This window comes from Actinosynnema sp. NPDC050436 (genome assembly GCF_040655415.1).
Lineage (GTDB): Bacteria > Actinomycetota > Actinomycetes > Mycobacteriales > Pseudonocardiaceae > Actinosynnema.
Genome location: NZ_JBFAJV010000002.1, coordinates 39080 through 55049 on the forward strand (window position 1 = coordinate 39080; position 15970 = coordinate 55049).

The 15970-nt window shown below is 75.2% G+C and carries 12 protein-coding genes; 4 read left to right on the forward strand and 8 right to left on the reverse strand.

The features are described from left to right. Positions 1-35: 35 nt before the first annotated feature. The gene (locus AB0I60_RS04350) at positions 36-1286 is read right to left on the reverse strand and encodes a ribonuclease D (RefSeq protein ID WP_360725796.1); all 1251 of its coding nucleotides are present in this window, start codon (positions 1284-1286) and stop codon (positions 36-38) included. Between the two features lie 67 nt (positions 1287-1353). After that, complete coding sequence (locus tag AB0I60_RS04355; protein WP_181320591.1) at positions 1354-2007, reverse strand: response regulator transcription factor; 654 nt, start codon at positions 2005-2007, stop codon at positions 1354-1356. A gap of 317 nt (positions 2008-2324) precedes the next feature. Between AB0I60_RS04355 and AB0I60_RS04360 the strand changes: the two genes are divergently transcribed. Further along, positions 2325-3497, forward strand: coding sequence for a dipeptidase (locus AB0I60_RS04360; RefSeq protein ID WP_360725797.1), 1173 nt, complete (start codon positions 2325-2327; stop codon positions 3495-3497). Between the two features lie 57 nt (positions 3498-3554). Here the strand turns inward: AB0I60_RS04360 and AB0I60_RS04365 are convergent, their stop codons facing one another. After that, complete coding sequence (locus AB0I60_RS04365; protein ID WP_360725798.1) at positions 3555-4103, reverse strand: DUF3000 domain-containing protein; 549 nt, start codon at positions 4101-4103, stop codon at positions 3555-3557. A gap of 85 nt (positions 4104-4188) precedes the next feature. Between AB0I60_RS04365 and hemE the strand changes: the two genes are divergently transcribed. Genes hemE through hemQ form a run of 3 tightly spaced genes read left to right on the forward strand, consistent with a single transcriptional unit; the run spans position 4189 to position 7370 of the window. Continuing rightward, positions 4189-5241 (forward strand): uroporphyrinogen decarboxylase, encoded by a 1053-nt coding sequence (gene hemE / locus AB0I60_RS04370; protein WP_360725799.1) that lies wholly within the window; start codon positions 4189-4191, stop codon positions 5239-5241. After that, the gene (gene hemG, locus AB0I60_RS04375) at positions 5238-6665 is read left to right on the forward strand and encodes a protoporphyrinogen oxidase (RefSeq protein WP_360725800.1); all 1428 of its coding nucleotides are present in this window, start codon (positions 5238-5240) and stop codon (positions 6663-6665) included. Before hemE ends, hemG begins: the two co-directional genes overlap by 4 nt. Before the next feature lie 12 nt (positions 6666-6677). Then, positions 6678-7370 (forward strand): hydrogen peroxide-dependent heme synthase, encoded by a 693-nt coding sequence (gene hemQ, locus AB0I60_RS04380; protein ID WP_360725801.1) that lies wholly within the window; start codon positions 6678-6680, stop codon positions 7368-7370. 39 nt (positions 7371-7409) lie between these two features. Here the strand turns inward: hemQ and AB0I60_RS04385 are convergent, their stop codons facing one another. From AB0I60_RS04385 to AB0I60_RS04405, 5 genes are all read right to left on the reverse strand, one after another. After that, the gene (locus AB0I60_RS04385; protein WP_360725802.1) at positions 7410-10655 is read right to left on the reverse strand and encodes a S8 family serine peptidase; all 3246 of its coding nucleotides are present in this window, start codon (positions 10653-10655) and stop codon (positions 7410-7412) included. Positions 10656-10900: 245 nt separating this feature from the next. Further along, a complete protein-coding gene (locus AB0I60_RS04390) occupies positions 10901-14122 on the reverse strand; it encodes a S8 family serine peptidase (protein ID WP_360725803.1) in 3222 nt (1073 codons plus the stop codon). 166 nt (positions 14123-14288) lie between these two features. Further along, a complete protein-coding gene (locus AB0I60_RS04395; RefSeq protein WP_360725804.1) occupies positions 14289-14762 on the reverse strand; it encodes a hypothetical protein in 474 nt (157 codons plus the stop codon). Between the two features lie 27 nt (positions 14763-14789). Continuing rightward, positions 14790-15134: a hypothetical protein gene (locus AB0I60_RS04400; protein WP_360725805.1), complete on the reverse strand. Its 345-nt coding sequence runs from the start codon at positions 15132-15134 to the stop codon at positions 14790-14792. Next, positions 15131-15922: a DUF692 domain-containing protein gene (locus tag AB0I60_RS04405; RefSeq protein WP_360725806.1), complete on the reverse strand. Its 792-nt coding sequence runs from the start codon at positions 15920-15922 to the stop codon at positions 15131-15133. The genes AB0I60_RS04400 and AB0I60_RS04405 overlap by 4 nt, the downstream gene beginning before the upstream one ends. Positions 15923-15970 lie beyond the last annotated feature (48 nt).

Below are 15970 nucleotides of genomic sequence, written 5' to 3' on the forward strand. Positions count from 1 at the left end.
CGAGGGGGCCGCCCGGGTCGGGCGGCCCCCGCCGGTCAGCTCGTCGTGCGGGGTGCCGAGAGCGCCGCTGCCAGCGGTTCGGCGGTCAAACCGATCTGCCACTCGCGCGCCCCGCCCTCGCGCAGCACCGAGGCCACGGCCCCGGTCGAGAGGTCCTCGGGCGGCTGCCAGCAGGTGCGCCGCACCAGGTCGGGCAGCAGCAGGTTCTCCACCGGCAGGGTGTTCGCCTCGGCCACGGCGGTCAGCGCCGTGCGGGCGGCGGCCAGGCGGGCCGCCGCGGCCGGGTCCTTGTCCGACCACCGGTTCGCCGGCGGCGGTCCTTCGTGCTGCTGGGAGGACTCGGGCAGCTCGGTGCGCGGGAGGGCGGCGGCGCGGTGCAGCGCACCCAGCCACACGGCGACCATGCGGCGCTGCGCCCGGCCCCGGAACACCGGGAGGGCCAGCAGCCCCGCCTCGTCGGGCGGGTTGCGCACGGCGGCCTCGACCAGCGCGCTGTCCGGCAGCACCCGGCCGGGTGCGATGTCGCGCTCCCGGGCCAGCGCGTCCCGCGTCTCCCACAGGGAGCGCACGGCCGCGAGCTGGCGCGGGCTGCGGATGCGGTGGATGCCCGAGGTGCGCCGCCACGGTTCCGCCCTCGGTCTGGGCAGCGGTGCCGTGCGGGCCGCCTCGAACTCCTCCCGGGCCCAGCCGAGCTTGCCCTGCTTGTCCAGCTCGTCCTCCAGGACGTCGCGCAGCTCCACGAGCAGCTCGACGTCCAGGGCGGCGTAGTTCAACCAGTCCTCGGGAAGGGGACGGCGCGACCAGTCGGCCGCGCCGTGCCCCTTCTCCAGCCGATAGCCGAGCAGGCGCTCCACGAGCGTGCCCAGCGCCACCCGTTCGAAACCGGCCAGCCTGCCCGCCAGCTCGGTGTCGAACAGCGCGCTCGGACGCAGGTCGAGTTCGGCGAGGCACGGCAGGTCCTGGGACGCCGCGTGCAACACCCACTCTGTCCCGTCCAGCGCCGCGACCAGCGGGTCGAGCCGACCGCCCAGGGCGATCGGGTCGACCAGCACGGTCCCGGCACCCGCCCGGCGCAGTTGCACCAGGTAAGCGCGTTGCGAGTAGCGGTATCCCGAGGCTCGCTCGGTGTCCACCGCAACCGGACCGGTCGCCCCGGCGAGCGCGTCAGCGGCACGCCGGAGCGCCTGAGCGTCGGCCACCACCGGCGGAACCCCATCAGCGGGTTCCGTCAGCGGGACCGGATCAGCTCCGGTTGGTTCGGTTGGCTCGTCGGAGGGTACGTCCACGGCGGAAGACCCTACGACGAACGCACCACTCGCGGGTGTGTTCGGCCCGTTCAGTGTGGCGACCCGGTCAGCGGATCACGCCGGCACGCATGGCCAGCGCGACCATCTGAGCCCGATCCCCGGTGCCCAGCTTGCGCCCGATCCGCGACAGGTGGGACTTCACCGTCAGCGCGGAAAGGCTGAGCGCTTCGCCGATCTCCTTGTTGCTCTGGCCATCGGCGACCAGCTGGAGGACCTCGACCTCACGCGCGGAGAGCTCCCGCGGCGTGTTGTCGGTGCCCGGCACGCGGGTGCCCGCGGCGAGCACGGGCGCGACGCTCGGATCTGCGTAGACGCCGCCGTCGAGGACCCTGCGCACCCCGTCGGTGACCACCATCGGCGAGGCGGACTTCAGGAGGTACGCCTGGGCGCCCGCCTGGAAGGCCGACCTGACCGCGTAGGGGTCGTCGGAGGACGCGAGGACCACGATGCGGGGCCAGCCCTGGGCACGGAGTTCCGTGACCAGGTCGATGCCGGTGCCATCCGGCAGACCCAGATCGAGGATCGCGAGATCGCACGGTCCGGTTGCGAGTGCCCGCGCCCGAGCCTCCGCGACCGAAGCCGCCTCATGCACTGTCCCGGCTCCCATCTGGGTGAGCCGAGCCGATATCGCCTCCCTCAGCAGTGGGTGGTCGTCGACCACCAGCACTGAAAAAAGCTCCTCCCGCGGGTGCGGGACCATGTTCGCCGGCAACGTGCCGGCTGGCGTGGTACGAACGGCCTGACCTAAGCCGACGGCAGCCACGTCACTACCTCCCTGGAGTCGGTCGTGCCCCCCGACCGGCACCGGGACTTTCGTCCAATCAGCCGCGCCACTGATCGACCGAAAGTGGTGTCGTCTGGGGCAGCGTAGCCGCCCAAGCGGGTCTACGGGACGATCAATCGGGTATCTATCCCGAATGAGTTGTCACTGATGGCCCCTGCTGTCACACGATCGGTGGACAACTGGATAGGGCGGGTAACGCGAGTCCCTCTCACGACGACACAGAGGAGTTGCCGGTGGCGAGCACCACACTGCGAGGCCGGGCCGAGGATCTGCTGGCCCGGGTACCCCTCGTCGACGGTCACAACGACCTCCCCTGGGCACTCCGGGAACTGGCCGGCGAGGCGCAAATCGGTGAAAAGTCAACGGCCGGCGACGGGTCTTCAGGTGCCCGACAGGTGGACCTCCGGGTACTCCAGCCCGCCCTCCAGACCGACTTTTTGCGGTCTCGGCAGGGCCGGTTGGGGATGCAGTTCTGGTCCGTGTGGGTCCCGTGCGCCCTGGCGGGCGACGCAGCCGTGACCACCGTCCTGGAGCAGGTCGAGTTGGTCCGGGAGCTGTGCGCGCGCTACCCGGACGTCCTGGGCCTCGCCACGACCGCCGATGAGGCCGAGGAGGTCTTCCGGTCGGGCCGGATCGCGTCCCTGCTGGGCGCGGAGGGCGGGCACAGCATCAACTCGTCGCTGGGCGCGCTCCGGGCGCTGCGCAGGCTGGGCGTCCGCTACATGACGCTCACCCACAACGAGAACACCCCGTGGGCCGACTCCGCCACCGACACCCCGGAGCACGGCGGCCTGACGCCCTTCGGCGTCGAGGTGGTGCGCGAGATGAACCGCGTCGGCATGATCGTCGACCTCTCGCACGTCGCCGAGACCACCATGAACGCCGCGCTGGACGCGTCGACCCGGCCGGTGCTGTTCACCCACTCGTCCTGCCGGGCGGTCGCCGACCACCCGCGCAACGTGCCGGACGCGGTCCTGGAGCGGCTCTCGGCCAACGGGGGCGTGTGCATGATCACCTTCGTGCCCGCCTTCGTCTCGCCCCGGCACACGGCCTGGGACCAGCGGATGAAGGAGGCCATGGCGGAGGCCGGGCTCCGGCACAACGACCTGGAGGCGCGCGAGCGGTTCCAGCGGACGTGGGACGTCGAGCCGCCCGAGGTCACGCTGGACGACGTGGTCGCGCACGTCGAGCACGCGCGCGAGGTCGCCGGCATCGACCACATCGGCCTCGGCGGCGACTACGACGGCGTGCCGACCCAGCCCACGGGCCTGGAGGACGTCTCCGGCTACCCCGACCTGATCGGGGCGCTGCTGGGGCGCGGGTGGAGCGAGGACGACTGCGCCAAGCTCGCCGGGGCCAACGCGCTGCGGGTGCTGCGCGACAACGACTCCGCGCACGGCTGGTGAGGACGCCCCGGGACGGTCGGCGCCGGCCGTCCCGGGCACTCCCGCCGGCGGGCGGGGTCAGCGCAAGGTGCTCACGCCGACCGGCGGCAGGCCGACGGCCGTGGCCATGACCTCGTAGAACGCCGTGCCGTGCGCGGCCAGCTCCGCGTCGCGCGCGGTCCACGACGCCCGCAGCTCCAGGTCGTCGGTGCGGGCCGGGCCCGCGATGTCGCCGAACCTGGCCGACGACGTCTGGGTCACCGTGCCGCCCAGCGCCAGGAACCCGGCGTCCGCCAGTTGCAGCGCCTCCACCAGCCACGACCACCCGACCTCGGGCAGCAGCGGGTCGGCGGCCAGCTCCGGGTCCAGCTCCACCCGGACGTAGGCGACCAGCCGGAACACGCCGGACCACGCCTCCACGCCGTCCGGGTCGTGCAGCAGCACCAGCCGCCCGGTGGACAGCTCGTCCGACGGACCGGTGGCCTCGGCCGTCAGCGCGAACGCCCAGGGTGCGAGGCGCTGCGGCGGGCGCACCTCGGTGGGCTCCAGCTCGGGTCGGGTTCGCACCGACTTGAGCGTCGCCACCGCCCGCCGGAACAGTTCGGGCTCAGCCGCCAGTCCGGTCACACCACGGACTGTATGCCCCTAAACCCCGTTGAGTGAGCGCGGCACGCCGGGACCCGGCACCGGGCGGAGGGGCCGCCGTGGGAGCATGGGACGCGAGATGAGCGACAACACCACCGCACCACTGCTGGTCGCCGCGCGCGGCGGCGTCCCGGCGCGCACCCCGGTCTGGTTCATGCGGCAGGCGGGGCGGTCCCTGCCCGAGTACCGGAAGCTGCGCGCGGGCACGTCGATGCTCGACGCGTGCCTGGACCCGGAGATGGTCTGCGAGATCACGCTCCAGCCCGTCCGCCGGCACGACGTGGACGGCGCGATCCTGTTCTCCGACATCGTGGTGCCGCTCAAGGCGGCCGGTGTCGACCTCGACATCGTGCCCGGCACCGGGCCGGTCGTGGCCAAGCCGATCTCCGGGCGGGCCGACGTGGACGCGCTGCCCGTGCTGGAGGCGGAGCAGGTCCAGCCCGTGGCCGACGCGATCGGGCTGCTCAACTCGAAGCTGGGCGACGTGCCGCTGATCGGGTTCGCGGGTGCGCCGTTCACGCTGGCCTCCTACCTGGTCGAGGGCGGGCCGAGCAAGAACCACGAGCGCACCAAGGCGCTCATGCACGCCGACCCGGAGCTGTGGCACCTGCTGCTGGGCCGGATCGCCGACCTCACCGCCGAGTTCCTGCGGGTGCAGGTGGCGGCGGGCGTGAAGGCCGTGCAGCTGTTCGACTCCTGGGCGGGCGCGCTGTCCGAGCGCGACTACCGCGAGTTCGTGCTGCCGCACTCCGCCCGCGTGCTGGGCAGCATCACCACCGTCCCGCGCATCCACTTCGGCGTGGGCACCGGCGAGCTGCTGCCCGCCATGCGCGAGGCCGGCGCGGACGTGGTCGGCGTCGACTGGCGGGTCCCGCTGGACGTGGCCGTGCGCCGGCTGGAGGCCGCCGCGCCGCACCTGCCCAAGCCGGTGGTGCAGGGCAACCTGGACCCGGCGCTGCTGTTCGCGGGCGACGCGGCGCTGCGCCGCGAGGTCGACCGGATCGTCGAGGAGGGCCGGGCCGCCGCCGGGCACATCTTCAACCTCGGCCACGGGGTGCTGCCGGACACCGACCCGGACGCGATCACCCGGGCCGTCGAGTGGGTGCACCGGGCACGATGAGCGCGCTGCACGTCGCGGTGGTCGGTGGCGGCGTCTCCGGTCTGGTCGCCGCGCACCGGATGCGCTGCCTGCTCGGGCCGACCGCCCGGATCACCGTGCTGGAGCAGACCTCGCGGCTGGGCGGGAAGCTGCGCACCGACGAGGTCGGCGGGCTCGCCTGCGACGTGGGCGCGGAGGCGTTCCTGCACCGCCGGCCCGAGGCGGCCGAGCTGGTCGCCGAACTCGGCCTGGCCGACCGGCTCGTGCACCCGACCGGCGTGCCCGCGACGATCCGCGCGGGCGGCGAGGTCCGCCCGGTGCCCGCGCACACCGTGCTGGGCGTGCCGGCGTCGGTCGAGGCGGTCCGCCAGGTGCTCAGCGCCGAGGGGCTGCGCCGGGTGGCGGCCGAGCCGGCGCTGCCGCCGGTCGAGCTGGCCGGCGCGGACGTCGCGGTGGGCGCGCTGCTGCGCGAGCGGTTCGGCCCCGAGGTGGGCGACCGGCTGGTCGGACCGCTGCTGGGCGGCGTCTACGCGGGCCGCCCGGACGCGCTGGGCCTGCGCGCCACCATGCCGCAGCTCGCCGCCGCGCTGGACTCAGGCGTCGGCTCGCTGCTGGCCGCCGCCGCGACCGCGATGCCCGCCCCGCCCCAGCCGCACGGCCGCCGGCCGCCCGTCTTCGGCACCCTCGCCGGCGGGCTGTCGGCCCTGGTGCAGCGGCTGGCCGAGGCCGCCTCGGCGGAGGTCCGGCTGGGCCTGCCGGTGCGCGGGCTGGTCCGCCGCGAGCACGGCTGGCGGCTGGAGGTCGGCTCCGCGACCGCGCCCGCCCACCTGGACGTGGACGGCGTGGTGCTGGCCGTGCCCGCGCCGGCCGCCCGCAAGCTGCTGGCCGACGCGGTGCCCGCCGCGTCCCGGGCCCTCGCCGGCGTCGAGGTGGCGTCGATGGCCGTGGTGGCGCTCGCGCTGCCGCCGGGCACCGCGCTGCCGGACCGCTCCGGCGTGCTGCTGGCCGAGGGCGAGCGGTACGCGGACGGCACCCCGTTCACCGCCAAGGCGTTCACCTTCTCCAGCCGCAAGTGGGCGCACCTCGCCGGCGGCCCGGTCCTGGTGCGCGGCAGCGTCGGCCGGCACGGCGAAATCGAGTCGCTGCGCCGTGACGACGAGGACCTGGTCGCCTCGGTCCGCGCCGACCTGGCCGAGCTGACCGGGGTCACCGCCGTGCCCGTCGACGTGGCGGTCACCCGCTGGGGCGGCGGGCTGCCGCAGTACGGCGTGGGCCACCTGGACCTGGTGCGGCGCGTCGAGGACGCGGTGTCCGGGGTGCCCGGGCTGGCCGTCGCCGGCGCGACCCTGCACGGCGTCGGCGTGCCGGCGTGCATCGCCACCGGCGACGCGGCGGCGGCCCGTGTCGCCGCCCACGTGCTCGGGCGGGTGCCCCGGCCCGGGTGAGAGGATGGGGCCATGGCCCGCCTGAACTACACCGAGCTCAACGACACCATCCGCTACACCATGTGGTCCGTGTTCCGGGTGGAGCCCGGCCGGCTGCCCGACGAGCGCGGCCCCGCCGCCGCCGAGGCGCAGGAGTACCTCGACGGGCTGGAGGCCAAGGGCGTCGTCGTGCGCGGCGTGTACGACGTGGCGGGGCTGCGGGCCGACGCCGACTTCATGGTGTGGTGGCACTCGGAGGAGATCGAGCAGGTCCAGGCCGCCTACACCGGCTTCCGGCGGACCGCGCTGGGCCGCGCGTCGGTGCCGGTGTGGAGCCAGGTCGCGCTGCACCGGCCGGCCGAGTTCAACCGCAGCCACATCCCGGCGTTCCTGGCCGGCGAGGACCCGCGCAAGTTCATCTGCGTGTACCCGTTCGTGCGGTCCTACGAGTGGTACCTGCTGCCCGACGAGGACCGCCGCCGGATGCTCGCCGACCACGGCAAGGAGGCCCGCGACTACCCGGACGTGCGGGCGAACACCGTGGCGTCGTTCGCGCTGGGCGACTACGAGTGGATCCTGGCGTTCGAGGCCGACGAGCTGCACCGGATCGTGGACCTGATGCGCCACCTGCGCGGCACCGAGGCGCGGCGGCACGTCCGCGAGGAGATCCCGTTCTACACCGGCACCCGGGTCGCGGCCTCCGAGCTGGTCACCAACCTGCCGTGACGGGGAGGGGGCGTCCCGCGCGGGGACGCCCCCCACCGCTCACTTCCGGATCTTGTACGCGCGGATCACGGTGTGCTCGAACGTGTTGCCCCTGCTGTCCGAGCCCTTGACCCGCAGGGACGCGAAGCCGCCCGCCGCACCGTTGCGCACCAGTGCGGTGCGCCCGGCGACCGGGACGTCCTTCCACGTCTTGCCGTCGTCGAACGACACCGCGACGTCGAGGTCGCGGACCCGGCCGTTCGGGCCGCCCTCCTGCTGGCGCACCACGAGCGGCACCCGCAGCACCCGGTTCGCGGGCGCGCTGCCCTCCGCGTCCAACTCCGGCGCGAACTTGGCCGTGGTCAGCGCGACCGGCTCGAACGCCGTGCCCGGCACGGTGTCCGAGCGGAACGTCCACCGGCCCGACACCGAGGTGGACAGCTCGGTCGCGTCCGCGACCGGCACGGCCTCGGTCTCCACCGCGAAGTCACCCGGACCCGCCGGGACCCGGAACAGCCCGCCGGTGCTGGGCACCTCGTTCACCTTCACGCCGTTGCGGTAGAGGGTGGTCCGGGCGGAGGCGGTGGCGAAGTCGCCGCTGTTGCCGTCGTGGTCGCTCCACAGCGGCACGCCGAACCCGAGGTCGTCGCCCGCCCGGGCCGCGTACAGGGGGCCGTCCGTGCCGAGGCCGGGGGAGAGCACGGGCTGGAAGTACTGCCGCTGGTAGTCGCGGCCCGCCCGGTGCTCCTCCCGGTCGGACTGCTGCCTGCCCTCGCTCCGGCCGTTCGCGTCGACCCGCAGGGCGATCCACGTCCACACCAGGCCCTTGGTGGTGATGTAGTCGATCGCGCGGCCGTCGGGTCCGGGCGGGGACAGCACGGTGCCGCTGAAGCCGCCCTCGGGCGGGAGCGGGATGCCGCCGAGCCGGTGGCCCTTGCCCGCCGGGGTGCGGGACACCTGGTGCTCCACCTCGGCCAGCTCGCGCTTGCCGGGCGCGCGGGTGAACCCGTCGGGCGCCTTGCCGTACTCGACCCACGCGAGCCGGTAGTTGACCGGGGTCTCGCCGACCGGCGTCCCCGACCCCTCCGAGTGCACGGTGGTGTTGAACTCCTGCGCGGGCACCGCCCGGCCGAGGTGGCCCAGCGACACGGCGGAGCCGAACCCGCCGAAGAAGATCGAGGCGGCACCGACCCTCGGCTGCCCCTGGTAGGTGCGGGTGAAGCCGATGTCGCCCACCTTCTCCACGGCGGCCGGGTCGGGGTAGGTGATCCGCACCGGCTTGGCCTTGCGGGCGTCCACCGCGACCGTGGTGTTGCCGGCCACCTCCAGCAGCGGCTGCACCAGCAGCGCCGCGTTCGAGGTTCCGGTGTTCACGCTGTTGTGCAGGAAGTACGCGCCCTTGGGCAGCCGGACCTTGGCCACGCCCGCATCCCGTGCCGGGAAGGCGAAGGTGTTGTTGTCCAGCCCGGCGATCAGGGTCGTGCCGGTGCCGCCGGGCTTGCCGTCGGCGTCGGTGTAGTTGAGCACCAGGTCGTAGCTCTCCACCTCGCGGCTGATGCTCAGCGCGGTGCGCAGCCCGGTGGAGGTGACGACCGCGCCCGTGTAGACGCCGTCGAGCGTGCCGACCCGGGAGTCACCGGTGACGGTGACCTTCGCCGTGCCGCCCGCCGGGACGGTGACCTCGGGCTGGCTGACCGTGAACAGGCCGGCGGGTGCGGGCTTGCCGTCCGGGCCGGTCGCCTCCACCGCGAGGTCGAGCGTGGCGGGGGTGGTGCCGGCGTTGCGGTAGGTCAGCTCCCGGGTGACCGGGACGTCGTCGTCGTGCGGCCACGCCTGGAGGCCGAAGCCGAGGCTGACCGGGTCGGTGGTGACCGCCGTGGTGATCGCCCTGGCCAGGTCGACCCGGCCGGAGCCCTGGTCGAATGCGCCCAGCCCGGGGTTGTGCCGGGCCGACGCGGTGAGCGCCGCCTTGATCTGCGCGCCGCTCCAGTCCGGGTGCTGCTGGGCCAGGACGGCCGCCGCGCCCGCGACGTGCGGGGTGGCCATGGACGTGCCGGAGATCGCCACGTGCGTGTCGTCCACCGGGTTGCCGATGACGCCGGTGGAGGACTTGGCGGCGGCGATGTCCACGCCGGGGGCGGTGATGTCGGGCTTGATGCCGCCGTCGCCGGCGCGCGGGCCCTTGCTGGAGAACGGGGCGAGGTCGTCGTCCCGGTCGACCGCGCCGACGCTGAGCGCGGCGTCGGCCGTGCTGGGCGAGGAGACCGAGCCGGGTGCCCCGGAGTTGCCCGCGGCGACCACGAACAGGGTGCCCTTCTCGGCGGAGAGCCGGTTGATCGCCGCTTCCAGCGGGTCGACCTCCGGGGTGTCGCCGCCGCCCAGGCTGAGGTTGACGACGTCCGCGCCCTGGTCGGCGGCCCACTGGATGCCGTCGAGGATCCAGGACTCGGCGCAGCCGTTGGTCACGCACACCTTGCCGTCGAGGATCTGGGCGTCCGGCGCGATGCCCCGGTACTTGGCGTGCCGGCTCGCGATGGTGGCCGCGACGTGCGTGCCGTGGCCGACGGCGTCGGTGTTGTCGGGGTCCTCGGTGAAGTTGGACTTGCCGGTGACGACGCCCGCGAGGTCGGGGTGCGCGGCGTCGACGCCGGTGTCCAGCACGGCGACCTTGACGCCCTTGCCGGTGTACCCGGCGTTCCAGGCGGTCGGGGCGCCGATCTGCGCGGCGCTGCGGTCCAGGCTGGTCTTGCGGACGCCGTCCAGCCACACCTTGTCGACGCCGGGGTCGGCGACCAGGGCGTCGAACAGGCCGGTGATCCCGGCCTTGGGCGCGCGGGCGGCGACCGCGCCGGCGGCGGGCAGGTCGCGGGTGACCTGGAGGCCGGCGGCGGCCCGCAGGCGCGTGCCGTCACCGGTCAGGATGAGCGGCACGTGGTCGCGCCGGGCGTCGTCGTACCCCGCTTCGGCGAGGCCGGTGACGTCGAACAGCCGGGGGTCGAGCCTGCCCCGGGCCAGCGGGTCGGCGGCGTCGTCCGGGACGACGTGCAGCCGCCCGTCGCGCCGGTAGGTCTGGAACCGGGCGTTCGCGCGGCCCTCGCCCCTGATGACCGACTCCAGCCGGTCACCGCTGAACAGGACCCGGTCGCCGGTCACGAGGGTGACCGAGGCGGCCCTCGCCGGGGCGGCGGCGGGTGGTGCGCCGGCCGTGGCCGGGCCGGGCGCGGCGGTGACCGGCCCCGTCCCGGCGGCGAGCAAGCCGACCGCCAGAGCGGCGGCCCCCCATGCGCCACGCTTGTTCGATCTCAACGCAGATACCTCCCGAATCTGGTTGGGCGCGCTGTGGCACGCGCGTCGGGAGGCGTGCCGGCACCCGGCCGCGGCGGATAACCAGATGTGACGAAGCCCCCCAACAGCCTCGACGCTATCCACCCCTCAGGGTGTGTTCAGCGTCTCATTGAGGGATGTTGTGCGACCGGATCGGGGGTTTCGGGTGTCACGCACCGTTCCCGGTTGGTGCGGAAGAGTGCCCGGCGAACCGGGCACCACCCGCCTCAGCCGATCTTGTAGGCGCGGACGACGGTCAGCTCCGAGGTGTTCCCGTCCCGGTCGGACGCGGTCGCCCGCAGCGAGGCGAACCCGACCGCGTCGGGGTTGGCGACCCGCGCGACGCCATCCGAGACGGGCACCGGCACCCACGTCCCGCCGTCGTCGAACGACACCTCGACGTCGAGCCGCCCGACGCCGTCCGCCGCCTGCTGCTGCACCACCAGCGGCACCGGCAGCACCCGGCCGCGCGGCGCGGTGCCGGCGGTCAGCGCGGGCGCGAACCGGACCACGGTCAGCGGCAGCGGCTCCCCGCCCGGCGTGGTGTCCGAGCGGAACGTCCACGCCGCGCCGACCTTGGTGCTGAACCCGGAGACGCCGGCCGGCCGCGCGGCCTCGGTCTCCACCCGGTAGCGGGCCGGGCCGGCGGGCACCGCGAACCGGCCGCCCGCCGGCTGGTCGGTCTCGCCGACCAGCACCCCGTCCCGGAACAGCGCGGTGCGCGCCGACGACACCACCGAGCTGCCGCCGTTGCCCGCGCCGTCGCCGAACAGCGGCACCGCGACCCCGATCTCGTCGCCGGTGCGGACCAGGTGCTTCGTCCGGCCCGGTGGCAGCACGGGCGCGAAGACGGGTTCGTTGAACCGCTCCTCGGCCCGGGAACCCCGGCGGTAGGAGCGTTGCGGCCCGGCCAGCGCCACGGCGGTCGACCCGTCCGCGGCGGTCTGCTGGAAGCCCCAGGTCCACTCGACCCCGTCGGTCACCCGGTCGATCGCGGCGCCGGTCACGGTCGGCAGCCAGCCCCACCCGGTGATCCCGCCCGGTCCGGTCGGGTTGCCCACGTGGGCGTGGGTCGAGCCCTCCGGGCCGGTGCCGAACGCCGTGCGCACCTCGGCCAGGTCGGCGGCCGGCACCGCGCGGGCGAACCCGGTCGGCAGCCGGCCGTGCAGCGCCCAGGAGAACCGGTAGGTCACCGGGGTCTTGCCCTCGGGCGTGCCCTCCAGTTGCGCGCCGAGCAGCACGGTCAGCTCGTCGCCGGGCAGCTCGGGGCCGTGGTGGCCGATCGACACGTCCGGGCCGAAGCCGCCCAGGTACGCGGTGCTCGCGCTGACCAGCCGGTCGCCGCGCCGGCGGGCCGTGGTCACGTCGCCGAGCACCTCCCGCGCGGCCGGGTCCGGTGCGGTGACCCGCACGGGCCGGGCGGTGCGGGCGTCCACGACGACCGTGGTGTCGGCGGTGACGGACAGGTCGGGGCGGGGCAGCAGCGCGACCTTGCGGTCGGTGGTGACGTCCGCGTTCACGAAGTACTCGCCCCGGGGCACCCGCAGCGACGCCTTGCCGTCCGCGCTGAACAGCAGGACGAAGGTGCTGTTGTCCAGGCCCATGACCGAGGCGTAGTAGTGCTCGGCCGGGTGCCCGCGCGCGTCCACGAACCGGAACGTCACGTCGTAGCTCTCGATCTCCCGGTTCACGCTCACCGGGGTGCGCAGCGGGGTCGGGCCTCCGGTCGCCACGACCGCGCCCGCGTGCACGCCGTCGACCGCCGTGCGGCGCGTGTCGGCGATGACCGCGACCGTCGAGGTACCACCGGGCGGCACGGTGACTTCCGCCGGGGACACCGTGACGACGTCGCTCGCCTTGCCGTCCGGCGACGTCACGGCGGCGGAGAGCCGCAGCGCCAACGGGGCGCTGCCGGTGTTGCGGTACACGACCGTCCGGGTCACCGGGGTGTCGTCGTCGTGCGGCCACTTCTGCAGGCCCATCGCCAGGTTCGGCGGGTCGGCGGTCACCTCGGTGGCGATCGCCCGGCCCACGTCGACCCGGCCCGCGCCCTGGTCGAACGCGGTCAGCGCCGGGTTGGGCCGGGCGGACGCGACCAGCGCCGCCTTGAGCCGCGCGCCGGACCAGTCCGGGTGCCGCTGCGCCAGCAACGCCGCCGCGCCCGCCACGTGCGGCGTGGCCATCGACGTGCCGGACAGCGCCACGTGGGTGTCGTCCACGGGCGTGCCGATCGTGCCGTGCGCGGCCTTGGCCGCCGCGATCCCCACGCCGGGCGCGGTGACGTCGGGCTTCACCCCGCCGTCACCGGCCCTCGGGCCGCGACTGGAGAACTCCGCGATGCCGTCCGCCCGGTCCACCGCGCCCACGGTCAGCGCGGCGTCGGCGCTGCCGGGGGAGGAGACGGTGCCGGGCCGTCCCGCGTTGCCCGCCGCGACGACGAACAGCGCCCGCGCGGACAGCGCGTCCACCGCCGCCTCCACCGGGTCGGTGTCGGGGGTGTCGGGGCCGCCGAGGCTCAGGTTCACGATGTCCGCGCCCTGCTCGACCGCCCACCCCATGCCGGCCACGATCGCCGACTCCGGGCAGCCCGAGGCCGCGCACACCGTGCCGTCCAGCAGTTCCGCGTCCGGCGCGACGCCCCGGTACCTGGCGTGCCGGCTCGCGACGGTGGCCGCGACGTGCGTGCCGTGGCCGACGGTGTCCCCGCCCTGCCGCTGCCCGGTGAACACCGCCCGGCGGGTCACCCGCCCGGCCAGGTCGGGGTGGGTGTCGTCGATCCCGGTGTCCAGCACGGCGACCGTCACGCCCCGGCCGGTCAGCCCGGCCTGCCACGCGGCGGGCGCGGCGATCTGCGCGGTGCTGCGGTCCAGGGTCGGCCGGCGCAGCCCGTCCAGCCACACCTTGCGCACGCTCGCCCTCGACACGAGCGTGCGCCAGGTGTCGGCCGCCCGGTCGGCGGGCACCTCGGTGGCGAACGCGCCCACCGGGTCCAGCGTCGCCGTGCGGGGCAGGTCGGCGTCGCCGACGACGATGAGCGGGATGGTCGGGCGGCGGTCGTACCCGTCGGCCAGCAGGGCCGTGACGTCGAACAGCCGGGGGTCGAGCCGGCCCTCGGCCAGACCCGGGACCGCGTCGCGCGGCACCACGTGCAGGTGGCCGTCGCGGCGGAAGGTGTGGAACGCGGTGCGCTCCCGCCCGGGGCCGCCGGTCGGCGACCCGACCCGGTCACCGTCGACGACGATGCGGTCGCCGGTGACCAGGGTGATCGCCCGGCCGCCGGTCACGCCGGGTGTGGCCCAGGTCGGACCGTCCGGGCCTCGGGCGGTGCGGTGGTCGCCGGTCGCGTCGCCGCCGGCGGGAGGGGGCGGGCCGCCGGCCGCCGGCGCGGCGGTGACGAGGCCGAGCAGTGCCAGCGCGACGCACGCGACGCGCCCGCGTGGGGGTGTCAACGGAACTACCTCCCGGTGGTGTGCCGCGCGCGGCGGATCGCACAGCCGGAAGGGCTCGACCACCCGGGGTCGCGGCGACGGCACCCCGGGGTGACCGGAACCCAGGACCCGCCCGACGCTAGCCCGTCCGGGCGGCGGCGGGCACCCGCTGTTCGTCCGGTGTCGGCTACCGCTGGACCACCGAGCCGTCCGCGCCCACCCTGAGCGCCAGCAGCGGTTCGCCGGGGTCGCAGTGCGGGCCGTTGGGGTAGGACTTCTCAGCGGTGGCGGTCAGCTCGCGGTCCACCACCGGCAGCCCGGCCGCGTCGAGCAGCTTCAGCCGAACGGTCACCTGCTTGGCGGGCATTCCCGGGATCGGCGCGGTGCCGAGCTTCCACTCGGCCGGCCCGGCGCTGGTGGCGCAGGCTTCCGACGTGCCACCCGTGCACGCGGGGCCGGCGGCCGGGTAGGCCGGGCTGAGCACCAGGTCCCGGGTGACGCACCGGCCGTCCCAGCACACCTCGACCGTGCCGGTCTGCGCGGCGAGCAGCCGCACGTCCAGCTCGACGCCGTCCGGGGCGCCCATCGCCGTGCACACCTGCTCGTGCCCCGCGCCGCACGCCGCAACCGGGAGCAGGACGGCTAAGAGTGCTCTCCTCATGTCCGTGAAGACGGAACGGGCGGGCGGTCAGGTTGCCCGCCGCCACCAGCGCCGCTTCCTCGGTGCGGCCAGCTCGCCGCGCTCGGTGGCCCAGGCGGCGAACGCGGCGGCGTCCTCCCGGAACCGGCTGCCGGTGCGCCGGGGGTGCGCGCGGGCGTACTCGTCGAACAGCGGCCGGAAGCGCTCGCCCAGCTCGGCCGCCACCTCCGGGCCGAGCGCCGCCACGATCCCGCGCCGCTTGTTCAGCAGCGACCGCGCCTCGACCCGCAGCCGCTCCCGGTCGAACCCCTCCGGCGGCGGCCCGCCGCCCATCAGCGCGTGCAGGAGTTCGGCCTGCGCCGCTGCGAGCCGGTCCCGTTGCGGCTGGGTCACGCCAAGACCGCCCGGATGGCGGCCAGCTCCCCGGCCAGCTCGGCGTCGGCCGGGTAGTCGTCGTCCCGCTCCAGCAGCACGCCCGGCGGGTCGACCCGGTCGCGGAGCTGCCGGAGCACGTCGAGCACCTCCGGCAGCACCGCGTGCGCGTGCGTGTCGTGGTAGACGCCCTGGTGCTCCTGGCCGCCGGCCACGTGCACGTACGCCAAGCGCTCCAACGGGATCTCGTCCAGGAAGCGGCCCACGTCGGTGCCCAGGTTGCGGGCGTTGGCGTACAGGTTCGCCACGTCGACCAGCAGCAGGCAGCCGGTGCGCTCCACCAGCTCGGCCAGGAACTGGCCCTCGGTCAGCTCGCCGTCCGGCCACTCCAGCAGCGCCGCCACGTTCTCCAGCGCCAGCGGCACCGGCAGGTCGGCCTGGGCCGCCTGCACGTTGGCCACCAGGACGTCCAGCGCGTCGCGGGTGCGCGGCAGCGGCATCAGGTGGCCCGAGTCCAGGCCGCCCGCGCGCACGAAGCACACGTGGTCGCTGACGAACGGCGCGTCCAGCGCCTCGGCGAGCGCGCCGAGGTGCGCGACCCGCGCGGCGTCCACGGGCTCCGCGCCGCCCAGCGACAGCGACACCGCGTGCGGCAGGACGGGCAGGCCGCGTTCGCGCAGCAGCAGCACGGACTCCGGCAGGTGCCCGACGTGCAGGTTCTCCGCGACCACCTCCACGAAGTCGACGTCGAGCTGCTCCACCGTCAGGTCGATCTCCGGCCGCCAGCCGATCCCGACACCGAGTTTCATGCGCGCCACCCCATCACACCCGGCCGGGCATCCACCACGGCCGCCCTC